Here is a 14,534-nt window from a genome sequence, read left to right on the forward strand (position 1 = left end):
TGGATAAGGGATTTATTTACGCTAACATTAGTCGCGGTTTGCTTTTTTGTGAGGCTGGCGGCCTAAGGATGGAGCCGCCTGCCGGAATTGATAATTACCCATGTCAAATTACACATTTAAAAAGCAAGCTTCCACAATACTACTGCCTTAATTAATAAACGATCAACAATTTGTCTGCTAATACTCAGATTATCACGAATAACCAGTAAATTCAGGACACCTGAGCTACCATTCTGACCATTTACTTACTCCAATAGCATCGTGACCAATTCCTGTTCAAGATCATTCCGGTTGGCTAAACTATTGGTCAGGATGACCAAACCTGAGTTTAACTGGGGTAAACAATCAAGTGAACTTCGAGAACCACCAGTACCGCCGCCGTGCTCCAATATACGATAGCCATTCGGGCTGCTATGAATAAACCAGTTCAGCCCCATACCTTCCTGATCGGTGCCAAAGGTGCGTTGATGGGAAAGTTTGATAGCCGGGTTCGCCTCGGCGTTGTTGGCATTGATATAATTGACCAGATCAGCAGTAGTAGATCGTAAAGCCCCCATAGCAGGTACTTCTCCTAAATCCCAAAGCGGCACCGATTGTCTTTGTGCGCTGTGCGGCCAGGCAACCCGGTCAGGCGGAACTGATCTGATATCTATTCGGGTATCGGTCATCTGGTAAGGTTTCAGGATGTTTTTGGACACCAGCGAAAAGTAAGCCTGCCCGTAGGTGTCTTCCAATATTGTACCCAATAAAGCAACAGCCATGTTAGAGTAAGCATAAATCTTGCCGGGATACGAATCCAACTTTATTTGATGTAGTCCTTCATACAAGAGCTTCCTGGAGTAATTGGACAAGGGATTAAGGGAATCATAGGTGGGACGTTCCCACATATTGGGAAATATCCTCGTGATCCTTGAGGTATGATTGGCCAGGTCCTTAATACGTATGGGCGTACCTTTATAGTTTAAATTGGGGTAGGAACCTTGAAGATATTTCCGGATATCATCTTCTAAGCCGATCTTCTTATCCAATATGGCCTGGGCCAGGATGATCCCGGTAAAGGATTTGGTCATGGACCCGATCTCATAGATGGTCTTGTTATCGGGACGCTGCCCGTTGCCGGCCTTCGTCTCCCCATAATTGTAAAAATGCGGCTTGCCGTGTTGCACCAGGGCTATAGAAAGTCCCACCGCTCTTTTATCCTGAAAATATCGCTGAACGCACTTGTCGACCAGCGAGTCCAGCCGGGAACGAAGCGGGTTATCTGATGCTACCGGCCGGATCTGCCCGGCACAGATAAGACTGTTCAGGCAAAAGGCCGGAATCAGGAATACGAAACTAAAATGTTTACTTATACGCAGTGTTGGTATTGTCATAGCTACTTGGCTTTTTTATTAATAAATATTCCCGCATCTATTTCTCTACCTGCGGAGCTGCCCGAAAGATTTAGATAATCCCGTGGTACGCCCTCAGCGGTAATCTCACTTAAGAAGACCTTCCCCGATTTGTCTATATTTTTTTCGGTAGGTTTATTGACCTGATCGGGTTTTATGGTGTCGCCGTTGATGCCTAAATAGTTCGCATTACCGGAAATAACCGAATTGCTGAACAGGTAATTTTTATGGATGCCTTTATCCCCGACCCAGAAATAATTGCCATTGGCAACGATGTTGTCGTGAAAAGTAAACGGCAAGTCTGTATCGGGCCCGTAACCCAGCCATATGGCAGCTTCGTAAGCGCCGTAAATAATGGAGTGCGTAATAGAAAAGTCCTTTACATTGAGGAATGATAACACGGCATTCTTGCAGTTGTAAAATATACAGTGATCGATATGGATGCCTTCGCCCTGGGCAAAGATGCCTCCCTGGATGGGTGCCGAATTCTTTTCTCCGATAAAATAGCATTGTGAGATTTCCAGGCCCTTTAAAGCATTATTCCTTCGTTCTATAGCGTAAAAATACACCGACGCCGGGTTAGGGTTGCCTAAGAACTTTAATCCTTTCAGTGCCACATGATTTCGTTCCACCTGAAAGGCGACACTTGCATGCGATAGTTTACCTATCCGGTTGGCATCTGCTGTTACCTGGATAACCGGCATTTTAGCAGGTGTCCATTCCGGATCATCCGGCATCACCAATGCCCCGATGGTGAATTTACCTGAAACAGCCTGCGTATTGGATTCAATTTTCAATGACTGCGTGACTACGTACAAACCGGGGGCAAGCTTAATATCGATGTTGTTATTCCCGGTAAAATCTTTTGCGAGGCTTACCGCTTTATCGAGGCTCGCCAGCGGCTCCGTTAATGTGCCCGTTGCCTGATCGTTTCCTTTCAGCGGATCTACATAAAGGGATTGTGCCTCTGCGGAACAGACTGAAAAAATGAATAGTATCGCGAAGCAATAGTTGTACACTATTTTTTTTGCAATGGGTCTGAAATAAGCTATAGACATTAGATGACTTTTAAGGGATATATCGGGTTAATTTTTGCACTTTTTTACTTGAAAATATTTGAATAACCGGCTGGGCCTTTGTTAAAGCTTGTTCGTTTCATGAAGTAAAGTTTTTGGTTTCTTTAGCCCTTTGTAATAGGCCCGATCTCCAGATAAAAAACATCATGATGGCGGTAATGCCAAGATACGGCAGCAGCACATATAAAGGGTGATAAAGCTGTCCATCCTGTATAAGAGTAAAAAGCATCGTATTGCATTCCGCCGGCGAGCGGGGAACAAGCGCTTGGGCCAAATTCCATCCGAAATGTAAACCGATGGACAATATCAATTTGCCAGTCTTGAGGTAACAAAGCCCGTAAAGCAAAGAACCCATGCCTGTAGTAAGCCACGTCATGAAAAACTGCTGCCAGGTGATGCCGGTATTCAGTTTCAGGTGCATGATTGCAAATGGCAAGGTCACCGCCAGTTGGGCCACCCATGGCCCGTATGAGGTCAGCAAACGTTGAAAGGGATAGCCCCGGTAGGTGAACTCCTGCGCGAAGGACGACCAGAGATGAATAAAGATCAGTATCAGCAAAAATACAGGATCAGCATGGCCGGTAAATACCAGCCGGCCGCCGTTCAGCCAGATCGTAAGCCCGGCGCTTGTCAATAAGGCCGACAGGCCGATGAGCAGTCCGAGGAAGAAGTTTTTCCAATCGGTAGCACAGGCAGGCACAAAGCCCAGGCTGGTTAACGGTCTACCTTCAGCTTTGAGGAACAAAAAACTCAATAACAAGGCGATCCCGAAATAAAAGAAGATACTGTCAAGCGCGGGGACGGCTCCGGCGATATAGGCGGCTACAATAATAACAGTAAAATAAACGCTTACCCTTAGCCAAGCGGGCAACTGGTCAATTAATTTTTTCCTTTCCATTTTTCATCCTGTCTATTCACAAAAAGACATCATTCAGGCGAGGCCGGAAAATAAAATCGACGAACCCATGGGAATTGGCAACCAAACGGCCCGCTCAAGGTACGAAAGATCTTAACCGAGCTAAAAGGAAATGCGGGCTGGTCATCCACTGCCGCCAATTAAGATAACGTTTTAAATGACCAAATGAGTCAGCTTTGGGACTTTATAAGTCGGTTTACCTGATTCAGAGCTGCAATCTTTGAAACAGTTCTTCCCGGTTACTTGCCCCAATGGGTACCTCGGTATTTTCCAGTTCAATCATATTGCCTTTGATCGCGCGGATCGCTTTAAGATTGACGATATATGACCGGTGCACGCGGAGAAACTGCTTAAGCGGAAGCAGATCTTCGAATAGCTTCAGGTGCATGCCTGCGAGCAATCTTGTTTCCTTTAAATAAACCGAACTGAAATCTCTTTCGGCCTGTATATATAAAATTTGGTCATGCTCCACACGCACCAGCCTGTTATCCTGACGGATGAACAGGTAATCCGGCTGATGTTCTGCTTCTGGTGGCGGGATCTGTTTGATAGCCATTCGTTCGCTTACTTTTTGCACGGCTTGATAAAAACGTTCAAAAGTGATCGGTTTTAAGAGGTAATCCACAGAATTGAGCTCAAATCCTTCCACCGCATAGCTGGAATAAGCTGTAGTAAAAGTCACCAGCGGTGGCTTACGCAGCGAGCGCATAAATTCTGTACCGGTAATGACCGGCATCTGGATGTCCAGGAAAATAAGATCGACCTGCTGTCCGTAAAGCCCTTCATAAGCTTCGGTGGCGTTGCGGCAGCTTTTGACGAGTTCCAATTCGGGAACGCGCTGGATATAAGTTTGCAGGATATCCCGTGCGATCGGCTCATCATCAACGATCATGCAATTGATCTTTTTCATAGGCTCAGACATAAATTCACCAAATAATTATTTCCGTTGTTGCTGACTTCGTAACGATAGCGACCGGGATAATATAATCCGAGCCGCTTCCGCATATTGACCAGGCCGATACCGCCGGACGGACCATTCGGCTTGGCGGTGTTAACGCTATTCTCTATTTTAAAATTAATCGCATCAGGCGCGATGGCTAATACAATATCGATAAAAGCGCCCCGTTCGTCCGGCGTGAATTTAAACGCGTTTTCAATCAGCGGTATAAGCAGTAAAGGGGCAATCCCGATGTCGGCCGGAATTATTGGCGGGTTAAACGTCACCCTTGTAAAATTCAACCTTACTTTTTCCAGTTCAATATAATCGGCCAAGAGCTTCACCTCTTTGCTTAGTGGCATCGTGTCGCCTTCGGACTCATAAAGCATATAGCGCAACAATTCTGACAGACGGGAGACCAGGCCGGCCGATCGTTCCGTATCGCCGGCGATGATCAGCCCGTAAATATTATTCATGGAATTAAATAAAAAATGCGGGTTCAGCTGCGCTCTGAGAAAGTTAAGTTCCAGTTCAAGCTTTTCTTTCCCCAGGGTTACACTCCTCATATTGCTGCGGTAGGCATTCAGGGCGGTCTTGATACTGATCGGAATGGTTAAGGTGAGCAGCAGAAAAAATGGCGTACCAAAAGTGACCAGGCGAACGAGAACGATATTGCTCAAATCGGATTTTATAAGCTGGAAGTAGCCGGATTCCGTCTTAGCTAACCTTGCCATACAAGGTGCGCAACTGCTGATCAGAAATTTCTCGGCGATAGCATCAGCGATAGTATAAACCACCAAAAGTAACAAGATCAGCAATACACCCTTAACGTGCTGATTTTTGGCGAGATATTTTGGCCATAGGTAGTAAACGAGGGTATAATAGACCAGGGCAATTACGCCGGTGCTACAGGTGTTGAGTAAAAGCATACTGCTTACAGGAAAACCGCCGTACACGTTATACGAGATATTTGTAAGATAAAAGCGCAATCCGAGCAGCACGAGCCAGAACAGAACATGCTGCAACCAGCGCAAGCCCTTGCCCGGGTGAAGAAAAAAATTGGATTGAAACAATGACATACCTAAAATTGCTTTTTTTAAGCGGTCTTATCAATATAAAACGACCAACGCGAAAAAAAAGCTGATAAACAGAGGTTTTTTTCCAACCTACAATAGACCATCAGAAATCCCAACAAGTTTCTGGTGAGTTGAGTTATAAATGAGTTTAAAATCCAATTAAACCAATACTTATAATTTACATTTATAGGTTCCTGCGTTAATTACTTATAACATTTTAAGATGTTTATAACGATTTAGGCTATCTTTGCGCCGGATGTTTAAACGGTTGACCGCCATATTTCTGCTTATTGGTATGATCAGTTCCAACTGCTCACGTTTTTTCGTATATGCGGGTTTTAAGGTCAATCATAAATACATAGCGGAGAATCTTTGTATTAATCGCAACAAACCCTGGCTTCATTGTAACGGTAAATGCTATTTTATGCGTAAGATCAAGCAGGCTGAAGAAAATGAAAAAAAACAGCAAGCCAAAGATAATCTAAGCCATTTAGAAATTTCTTTCTTTCACAGACCCGATCAAATATTATTTATAGCCCCGGTAATTTCAACAGCGAATGAAATTGCTGTACCCCGCTACGCATACCAATACAGCAGTCGCTATATTGAAACCATTTTTCGACCGCCCAAATCAATAGCTTAATTCCTATCGCCCGTTCCGGGCTCTCTTAATTTATTTATTTGTTTACAACAAAACGGGCGATATCGCCTGGTTTGTCTTTATATTTATTATGAAAAAAATTTTATTACTGATCTTTTTTTTATTGATCTGTGGCGATCTTTTTGCCCAAATTATTCACGGTAAAGTATTTGATGCTGTCACCCAAGAACCTATACCAGCCGCTACTATTGCTGACACCAGCGGGTACGCCGTAACTTCTAAATCCAATGGCAGCTTTAACATAAAAACCAATTTTAAAGTCCTCAAAATTACTTCAATAGGTTATCAAACCCGGATGGTTACTGTTGACGGCAGTTCGTTAGCTATTGCATTGCAACCCCCAACAAGCCAGCTTAACCAGGTCGTGGTGAGCGCGAACCGTACGGCTGAAAAACGAACCGAAGCCCCAATAGCCATTGCGACCGTTTCCAGTAAGGTAATCCAGGACACAAAAGCTCAAGGGCTCGACCAACTGGTCAATAAAGTGAGCGGCGTCAATATGGTGAGCCTTGGTAACGAGCAACATGCTATGAGCATCCGTCAGCCGATGAATACCAATAACCTGTTTTTATATTTAGAAGACGGCCTGCCCTTACGAACCTCGGCAGTATTTAACCACAATGCGCTTGTGGAGATGAATATGACCGCGGCTAAGAATATCGAGGTCATTAAAGGCCCTTCATCGGCGCTTTACGGCGCGGAAGCTATCGGCGGGGTGATCAACCTGATCACCCAGGCACCACCGGCGTACACTTCAGGCTACCTGAGCGGTCAGACCAGCAACCGGGGTTATAAACGCGTGGACGGTCAGATCGGTACGACTGCCGGAAAGCTGGGTTTTATCGTGAGCGGCTATTATGCCAACCAGACCAACGGCCCGATCCAATACAGTGATTTTCATAAAACGGCTATAACAAGCAGGTTAGATTATCATATCGATAGCGCCACCACCTGGACCAACAGCGTGTCGTATATCAACTATTATAGCGATATGTACGGCAGTCTGGACAGCGCACATTTTGCCGGCAAAATTTATTCGGCGCAGTCTTTCTTTACCTATCGTAAAGTGACCGCTTTACGCGCCCGTTCAACCATCACCCATAGGTGGAGCGAGAACGGTACCACCAACGCCACATTTTTATTTAGAAATAACTCAGTAGCGCAAAATCCATCGTATTCGATAGCCACTTACCGCACCGGTGGCAAAGCCAGTAACCCGGTTTCACCTGATACCGCCAGCGGTAATATCAATACCAATGCCTTTAAATCTTATGGCTTGTTCCTGCAACACGTACAACGTTTTAAGTTTTTGAACAGTAAGCTGATCATCGGTACCAGTGCCGAACTGGACCCGCAGTCGTTTTTCCAGGATTTTATATGGATCAAAAAACAAACCCAGAACGGTGTTACCAATTATGTGAGCTATACCAAGCTTAACCCGGATTCGGTGATGGCCAATTACCATACTGTGATCAGCAATTTCGGCTCTTATGTCAATTATGATTTCACCATAGCGCCGGGCCTCCGCATCTCGGCAGCCTTGCGTTATGATGCTTTTCAATATGCTTTTGTGAATTCCCTGCCCGGCTCGAAGGTGACCGGCGGCCCGTCAGCCATCACCAATTATGGCAAGTTAGCGCCTAAGATCGGCTTTACCTATAACTATCACGGCATAGGTTTCTACGGAACCTATAGTGAGGGTTATGTACCTCCGCAGATCACCGATGTGTTCGGTAAGACAACCAATAACGCTTACCTGCTGCCACAGACTTTCAAGAATTACGAACTCGGCGGCTGGCTGTCACTGGTGCAAAACAAGCTGTATGTCGACTACAGCTTTTACCTCATGAATGGTACCAACGAGATCATTAATGTCAGGTTACCTGATAATACCACTGCGCCGCAGAATGCCGGGGCTACCCGCCATCAAGGCGTAGAATATGGTATCAGCTACAGACCGACCGACGAACTCTATCTTCGCCTGAGCGGAACCAATGCCCTGCACAAATTTGTGAACTATGTGGCCAGCGGCGTAACCTACAACGGTTACGAAATGCCGGATGCACCGCACTTTATCGGCAATGCCGAAATAATGTATAAGCCGCATTATCTCAAAGGTTTTCGTATCGGGGCCGAGGAACAGATCATGGGCAAATATTTTGAGGACAATCAGCAACTGCGCACCTATAACGGTTTTAAAGTGAGCAATATCCGCGCGGGTTATGAGATCGGCCCGGCTGAGATATGGGTGAACGCACTAAACGTCTTTAACACCTATTATGCAACACTGGCTACGGCAACGGTGACCGGTGGCAAAGCCTCCTACAGCTATAACCTCGGCGATCCACGCGCTTTCACGCTTGGCTTGGCCTGGCATTTCGGCAAACATTAAAGAATAAGATTATGATTCGTAAAAACATTTATAAATGGCACCGCATCTGTTCGCTCATTATCGCGATACCGGTTTTGCTTTGGGCATTAAGCGGGTTTATGCACCCGATCATGACAAATCTGCGCCCGGCGATGAAGACGCAGAGCATACCCGCGGAACCTATAGAAAGCAGCAAGATCAGACTGACCCTGCAGCAGGTACTCAAACAAAACAAGATTGACAGTATTTACAGTGTCCGGTTGGTACATATCGATACCAACTGGTTTTACCAGGTAAAAACCAGCCGGAAATATGAACTGCAATACTTCAGCGCCAAAAACGGCAATTTGCTGACTAAAGGCGACTGGCTCTACGCACAATACCTTGCTCGTATTTTTTTAGAAGGCACGCCAAAACATAAAGGTAAAATGCCCGCGATGGAAATGCCGATGGCGATGCCCATGAGCGAGGGCATGGATTGTTGCGGTGAGGCGGCCAGTACGGTCTTAAATAATAAAACAGGAGCACCCATCGAGGGCGCTTCTCTGATCACACAATTCGATGAGGAATATAAGCCGATCTATTGCCTTTTGCCGGTTTATAAAGTACAGTTCAAAAGGGCTGATGGTATCCGCTTGTATGTGGAAACCGGGCAGGACCGTTTTTCGGTAGCAGTAGACAAGAACCGGGCGAGTTTTACCCAGTTCTTTGATATCGTACACACCTGGGGTTGGATCGACTTTTTAGGCAAAGGGCGTTTACTGGTAGTAATGGTGGTTGCTGCTTTAGGTTTCTTTACGGCGGTCATGGGCCTATATATCTTTTTCAGTACGAAAAGCAAAAAAGTACCAGGGAATCAATTAGTCAAAGCCAGGCGTAATCATCGCTATACTGCGGTAGTGGCTTCCATCTTTACGCTGATGTTCACCTTTAGCGGCTGTTACCGGGCATTCACAGAATTTAAAGAGCCGGATAAGGAAGTATTTTCCATTCAGCATGGCTTTGCCGGTTCCGCGATCGATCTTAATCTTAGTAAACTGCAAAGTATCGTTAAAAGGCCTATCGCAAATATCGGCCTGATCTGGCTGGATGAAAAAACCTACTGGCAGGTCTATTTACAAAGCGGCAGCAAAAACCACAAAAGCAAAGACCTGATGAAAGATATGAGCGCCGAGGCCATAGCGGTAAAATATATTAATGCTGATGATTATTCGGTATTAGCCAAAGGTGACGAAAGCTATGCGAAAAGCCTGGCTACACAGTTAAGCGGGCATTCGCCAAGCGAGATCGTATCTACCGAACTGATCACCAAGTTTACAGATGAATATAATTTTACCGACAAACGCCTGCCAGTATGGAAAGTTAATTTCCCATTCAATCATAAAGAACGCTTTTATATTGAAACCTCAACCGGCGTCTTGGCGAAAAATACGAATGATATTGATTTAGTGGAAGGCTATAGTTTTGCTTTGTTTCATAAACACCATTACATGGATTTTGGCGGAAAAACTACACGGGACATCAGTACAATGCTTGGGGCGGCTTTGCAGATTTGCATGGTAGTTATCGGCCTTGTATTCTACTTTAAATGGAGAAAAAGGAAGGCAAAGCCATAAATATGGATTAAGCGGCATTTTTAGACTTAACTTCATATGACTTTCTAATTGCTGCCTTATGTTGAACTGTTCGGGATTTCCGAACAGTTCAACATTTCAAACATAATTTATCTATTCAAAGTTATTTGGCAAAAGCCTCTGATAGGCGCTAGAATATTTACGTATTGCAGACTTAAAAAAGCTTCAATTTACGACAGAAGCTAACATACGACCCAGATGTTTGCTTTATCAGTCATACCTGCAATTTTAAAATTTGACTTTAATTATTAGGGTTTATTAGATTTACAACAACTTTTACCATCATATCTTTTTCATCAGGCCTGCTTTCGGCGATCATCAAGGTTAATGCTACTAAAGCATTATCCGCTATGCGCTTCGTTCCATTTGTATGATATAAAATATTATTTTTTTCCAGAAACCATACAAATAAGTAAGCTGCGATACGCTTGTTACCATCTGAAAAAGAATGATTTTTAACAATAAAGTAAAGCAAGTTTGCCGCTTTTTCTTCAATCGTCGGATAAAATTCTACACCGCCGAAGGACTGATAAATAGTACCGATAGATCCTTTAAATGACTGATCTTTTTCATTTCCAAATAAAGAACTACCACCAAATTTATCCTTCAAATCCTTTATAGCCTGTATGGCTTCCTCATAAGTAACGATAAATAGTTGCTGATCGGCGGTCCCCTCAATCTTTAATTGCTGATGATCATATTGATCAAGAATATCCAAAGCGTAGCTATAATCCGTAATGACCTTTAAAAGGCCGGTTGCCTCATCTGAATTGAGATGTTCCTTATTCTGTAGCACGTTACCTAACAGGGCAACGGTTTGTTTTAAAGATTGATATTGCTCGGACCGTTCTTTTAATTTGAGTTCGTTAACGGCGAACCCTTTGACTAAATATTCCTTCAGCACCTTATTCGCCCATATCCTGAATTGTGTGCCACGTTTAGAATTTACTCTGTATCCAACTGATATAACCAGGTCAAGATTGTAATGCAAAATATCACGTTTGATATTCCTTTTTCCTTCCTGTTGAACTTGTGCAAATCTTGCACAAGTTGAATCTTCCACCAGTTCACCCGTTGAATAAATATTCTTGATATGTTTCAGTAATGAGGTTCGGTCAGTATTAAATAGCTCTGCTAATTGATATTGGTTAAGCCAAATACTTTCATTTACAAGTTTAACATCAATGGTTGTTTCTCCATTTGGGTCTTGATATATAATAATTTGATCGTTAGTCATAATACTTAAAATTAAGATTTATAATTCATTATCGCCGTGATAGGCTATGATGCCTTTGCAAACTCCTTATCTTTATTACTTAAATCAAAAGGACTCTCCATATCATCACCGTTTAAAGTAAGTAGTTTTTCCGAATCAAGGCTGGGTAATAGGCTAATCACTTTTGATTGAACTTCATCGATGATGTCCCAGTTTTTAGAAACATAAATGTCTGTGACGCGATTTGATTGGTCTTTATGATTCATAGCCAAACCCACGTCATCCATACTAAAACGGCATCGGTTTCTGGCGAAGTCGCCAAAAGCATGACGTGCATCATAAAACTCGGGGTCATTATGGCCCAGTGCAGCCCCAATCTTTTTAATACCAAAGGCCAGCGCATGATCCAGCCCACTATGGCTGGCATAACGTTTCTGCAAAGTACCTGCATATTTCGTGTAAAGCGATCTTGCTTCTTCAGGAATGAAAATACTAATATACGCCTGATCACGCCTTCTGCTTGCTGTTTTTGACCGGTTGTAGCTGATTCGTAAGTTAGAGTCATCTGCCGGCGGCAGTTTATACATATCGACCGCATTCATACCACACAGGTAAAAACTCAACATAAAAAGATCACGGGCAAGTTCGATACGGGAGCCAGGCTCAGCCTCAAAATCTCTTATGGCCACAACTTGGGCTATCGTAAGCTTTGGCTTGTCTTTCGGTAATACCTGGGGTAATTTATATTTCTTGAAAGGATAGTGTTTCACAACAATCACTTCATCATCCTCATCATTATAAAATTCCTTGATACAGTTAAATAATATTCGCAGATCGCGTATGTGATTATGCAAGCCATTATTGCTTAGCCCGTCTATTGCCCGCGTTTGGGGACGCTGAAACTGGTCAGGCCGTATCTGGATACGCGGCTTTAGCAGGAATGCTTCATATTTATAAAGCATTTTGGAGCGAATATCAGTTATGAATACATTCTCCGTGCGAAAAAAATCGACTAAACTATTCACCACCGTTTGCATATTCTTTGCGCTGCCTAAACGGTTTGCTTGCATTAGTTCCTCGATACGTTTGCGGCCGAAATCAATAACATTGATTTCTTCGGCTTTGATCTCTTTTTTACCAACCAGGTAATCGACGAGCTTTGCGGATGAATAACTATCGAGTTTTGCACCAAGTTCTCCGATCTTCTTTCTGTATTGGGTCAATACCGGTTCGACCATCGCGAGTATGCCTGGGTCTTTTATCTGGTTCTTTTTCCAGACCTGTTTTGAATTTACAAAATGGGTTGTTTCAATGTAAGATGAACTGCCGTCTTTGTTCACCCTGATCTTTACATTCCAGGTCCCATCTTTTCTTTTTTTGATAGGAAGGATAACGGCGTTTACTGTAGCCATGATTTTGACTTTTACCGGCCTTTAAAAATGATCCCAATTCGTTGGACAATTTTGGGACAATTTTTTTGGACCGAATTCGACAATTTTTTTTGCTGAATTGCAAAGACACCCGACCGGGTTACCATGGAATAATTAGACAAATATAGCCTAATTAACGAAAAAAGGCCATTTTCCGCTTGAAAATGACCTTTTTGATTTAGTGGTACCACCTGGATTCGAACCAGGGACACAAGGATTTTCAGTCCTTTGCTCTACCATCTGAGCTATGGTACCAAACCGTTCCCGTGTTTGGGGAGTGCAAATGTAGCCTTTTTTTTATGTTTGAAAACTTTTTTTTGAAAAAAGTTTCTGTTCGCCTGCTGGTTTTAAATAATTGTGCAGGTAATCAGCTAATTAATTTTCAAATATTTTTTCGATCTCAAAACATTTTGCGCTTTAAACAATTCATTTAACTTTGAGAAAAATACTATGCACGCATAATGATTGCTCAGCTTATATTTATTATCATCCTGGCGGTTGCCGTTTACTTCTTCGGCAAGAACGTGTCTAAAATCAGGCGCAATATTTTGCTGGGTAAAGACACGGATCGTAACGACCAGCTGGCCCTGCGCTGGAAAGTGATGGCCAAAATTGCCCTTGGCCAAACCAAAATGGTTAAACGCCCCGTAGCGGCGGTAATGCACTTTTTTATTTATATTGGTTTTATTATCATCAATCTTGAAGTGCTGGAGATCATGATTGATGGGATCTTTGGCTCGCACCGCATTTTTGCGCACCCGCTTGGTGGCTTGTATGGTTTTTTAATAGGCGGTTTCGAGATGCTTGCAGTGTTGGTACTTACGGCATGTATCGTTTTCCTGTGCAGGCGCAATGTTGTGCATCTGAAACGCTTTACGGGTACAGAAATGACTCAATGGCCAAAATCCGATGCGAATTACATCCTCATTACCGAAATATTGCTCATGACCGCTTTCCTGACCATGAATGCGGCCGATTATAAATTACAACTGCTGCATTTTGGCCACTATATTACAGCCGGAAGCTTTCCGGTGAGTTCATTGCTGGCGCCGTTACTGCCTGGTAGCGCTTCGGCATTGGTAATTACCGAACGGGTTTGCTGGTGGTTTCATATTGTAGGAATCTTGTGTTTCTTAAATTACCTGCCATATTCAAAGCATTTTCATATCCTGCTGGCTTTCCCCAATACGTACTATTCAAACTTGAACCCTAAAGGGAAATTTACCAATATGGCATCGGTTACTAATGAGGTTAAGGCCATGCTTGATCCTTCATTCGTCCCTGAAAATAATGGCGAGCCCGCCCGTTTTGGTGCAAAGGATGTAACTGACCTTACCTGGAAAAACCTGATGGAGGCATATACCTGCACCGAATGCGGCAGGTGCACCTCGGTTTGCCCGGCTAACATTACCGGCAAATTGCTATCGCCGCGTAAGATCATGATGGATACCCGCGACCGGATTACGGAAGTCGGCAATAACATCGATAAGCACGGTAAAGACCACCAGGATAATAAATCATTGCTTGACAATTACATTACCCGCGAAGAGCTCTGGGCCTGTACCAGTTGCAATGCCTGTGTGGAAGCTTGCCCGGTGAACATCAATCCGCTGGAGATCATAACAGAAATGCGCCGTTATATTGTAATGGAAGAATCGCAAGCCCCGGCAAGCCTCAATAATATGTTTGGCAACGTAGAAAACAATGGCGCTCCATGGAAATACAGCCAGGCCGACAGGTTTAACTGGGCGGAGGAATAGTTTTACAGATCATAGTTAATGGTTTATAGATCATGGCTGTGAAGGGAAATAAAAATAATTAACAAT

Annotated in this window: 11 protein-coding genes and 1 tRNA gene; 4 read left to right on the forward strand and 8 right to left on the reverse strand. The window is 43.7% G+C overall.

What is annotated here, in order from left to right; all coding sequences use genetic code 11:
• Positions 1-245 precede the first annotated feature (245 nt).
• The 5 genes from DIU38_RS31575 to DIU38_RS31595 form a co-directional block, all read right to left on the reverse strand.
• Positions 246-1,373 (reverse strand): serine hydrolase domain-containing protein, encoded by a 1,128-nt coding sequence (locus DIU38_RS31575; protein WP_112653852.1) that lies wholly within the window; start codon positions 1,371-1,373, stop codon positions 246-248.
• 2 nt (positions 1,374-1,375) lie between these two features.
• On the reverse strand, positions 1,376-2,449 hold the full coding sequence (locus DIU38_RS31580; protein WP_112653851.1) for a hypothetical protein: 1,074 nt from the start codon (positions 2,447-2,449) through the stop codon (positions 1,376-1,378).
• Between the two features lie 97 nt (positions 2,450-2,546).
• Positions 2,547-3,365 carry a CPBP family intramembrane glutamic endopeptidase gene (locus DIU38_RS31585; RefSeq protein ID WP_112653850.1) on the reverse strand — a complete coding sequence of 273 codons (819 nt, stop codon included), beginning with the start codon at positions 3,363-3,365 and terminating at the stop codon, positions 2,547-2,549.
• Positions 3,366-3,588: 223 nt separating this feature from the next.
• Complete coding sequence (locus DIU38_RS31590) at positions 3,589-4,293, reverse strand: LytR/AlgR family response regulator transcription factor (RefSeq protein ID WP_112653849.1); 705 nt, start codon at positions 4,291-4,293, stop codon at positions 3,589-3,591.
• Complete coding sequence (locus DIU38_RS31595; RefSeq protein WP_112653848.1) at positions 4,290-5,399, reverse strand: sensor histidine kinase; 1,110 nt, start codon at positions 5,397-5,399, stop codon at positions 4,290-4,292. Before DIU38_RS31595 ends, DIU38_RS31590 begins: the two co-directional genes overlap by 4 nt.
• A gap of 421 nt (positions 5,400-5,820) precedes the next feature.
• Here DIU38_RS31595 and DIU38_RS34310 point away from each other — a divergent pair, with 421 nt between their 5' ends.
• From DIU38_RS34310 to DIU38_RS31610, 3 genes are all read left to right on the forward strand, one after another.
• A complete protein-coding gene (locus DIU38_RS34310; RefSeq protein WP_243770608.1) occupies positions 5,821-6,039 on the forward strand; it encodes a hypothetical protein in 219 nt (72 codons plus the stop codon).
• 88 nt (positions 6,040-6,127) lie between these two features.
• Complete coding sequence (locus DIU38_RS31605) at positions 6,128-8,449, forward strand: TonB-dependent receptor (RefSeq protein ID WP_112653846.1); 2,322 nt, start codon at positions 6,128-6,130, stop codon at positions 8,447-8,449.
• An 11-nt stretch (positions 8,450-8,460) separates the two neighbouring features.
• Positions 8,461-10,044, forward strand: coding sequence for a PepSY domain-containing protein (locus tag DIU38_RS31610; protein ID WP_112653845.1), 1,584 nt, complete (start codon positions 8,461-8,463; stop codon positions 10,042-10,044).
• A gap of 259 nt (positions 10,045-10,303) precedes the next feature.
• Here DIU38_RS31610 and rhuM read toward each other — a convergent pair whose 3' ends face one another.
• The 3 genes from rhuM to DIU38_RS31625 all read right to left on the reverse strand — a co-directional run bounded on the left by rhuM (position 10,304) and on the right by DIU38_RS31625 (position 12,963).
• Positions 10,304-11,299 carry a virulence protein RhuM/Fic/DOC family protein gene (rhuM, locus tag DIU38_RS31615; RefSeq protein WP_112653844.1) on the reverse strand — a complete coding sequence of 332 codons (996 nt, stop codon included), beginning with the start codon at positions 11,297-11,299 and terminating at the stop codon, positions 10,304-10,306.
• Between the two features lie 44 nt (positions 11,300-11,343).
• On the reverse strand, positions 11,344-12,690 hold the full coding sequence (locus DIU38_RS31620; protein WP_112653843.1) for a site-specific integrase: 1,347 nt from the start codon (positions 12,688-12,690) through the stop codon (positions 11,344-11,346).
• Between the two features lie 200 nt (positions 12,691-12,890).
• A tRNA-Phe gene (locus DIU38_RS31625) sits at positions 12,891-12,963 on the reverse strand.
• Between the two features lie 206 nt (positions 12,964-13,169).
• On the opposite strand from DIU38_RS31625, the gene DIU38_RS31630 reads away from it, so the two are divergent.
• On the forward strand, positions 13,170-14,468 hold the full coding sequence (locus tag DIU38_RS31630; protein ID WP_112653842.1) for a (Fe-S)-binding protein: 1,299 nt from the start codon (positions 13,170-13,172) through the stop codon (positions 14,466-14,468).
• Positions 14,469-14,534 lie beyond the last annotated feature (66 nt).

This window comes from Mucilaginibacter metallidurans, from assembly GCF_003286435.2.
Classification (GTDB): Bacteria; Bacteroidota; Bacteroidia; order Sphingobacteriales; family Sphingobacteriaceae; genus Mucilaginibacter; species Mucilaginibacter gossypii.

Excerpts from the sequence above, each read along its gene's own strand:
- DIU38_RS34310 (WP_243770608.1), top strand. The coding sequence starts at position 5,821 with ATGCGTAAGATCAAGCAGGCTGAAGAAAATGAAAAAAAACAGCAAGCC.
- DIU38_RS31605 (WP_112653846.1), top strand. The coding sequence starts at position 6,128 with ATGAAAAAAATTTTATTACTGATCTTTTTTTTATTGATCTGTGGCGAT.
- DIU38_RS31585 (WP_112653850.1), bottom strand. The coding sequence starts at position 3,365 with ATGGAAAGGAAAAAATTAATTGACCAGTTGCCCGCTTGGCTAAGGGTA.
- DIU38_RS31575 (WP_112653852.1), bottom strand. The coding sequence starts at position 1,373 with ATGACAATACCAACACTGCGTATAAGTAAACATTTTAGTTTCGTATTC.
- DIU38_RS31630 (WP_112653842.1), top strand. The coding sequence starts at position 13,170 with ATGATTGCTCAGCTTATATTTATTATCATCCTGGCGGTTGCCGTTTAC.
- DIU38_RS31620 (WP_112653843.1), bottom strand. The coding sequence starts at position 12,690 with ATGGCTACAGTAAACGCCGTTATCCTTCCTATCAAAAAAAGAAAAGAT.
- DIU38_RS31610 (WP_112653845.1), top strand. The coding sequence starts at position 8,461 with ATGATTCGTAAAAACATTTATAAATGGCACCGCATCTGTTCGCTCATT.
- DIU38_RS31595 (WP_112653848.1), bottom strand. The coding sequence starts at position 5,399 with ATGTCATTGTTTCAATCCAATTTTTTTCTTCACCCGGGCAAGGGCTTG.
- DIU38_RS31590 (WP_112653849.1), bottom strand. The coding sequence starts at position 4,293 with ATGAAAAAGATCAATTGCATGATCGTTGATGATGAGCCGATCGCACGG.
- DIU38_RS31580 (WP_112653851.1), bottom strand. The coding sequence starts at position 2,449 with ATGTCTATAGCTTATTTCAGACCCATTGCAAAAAAAATAGTGTACAAC.
- rhuM (WP_112653844.1), bottom strand. The coding sequence starts at position 11,299 with ATGACTAACGATCAAATTATTATATATCAAGACCCAAATGGAGAAACA.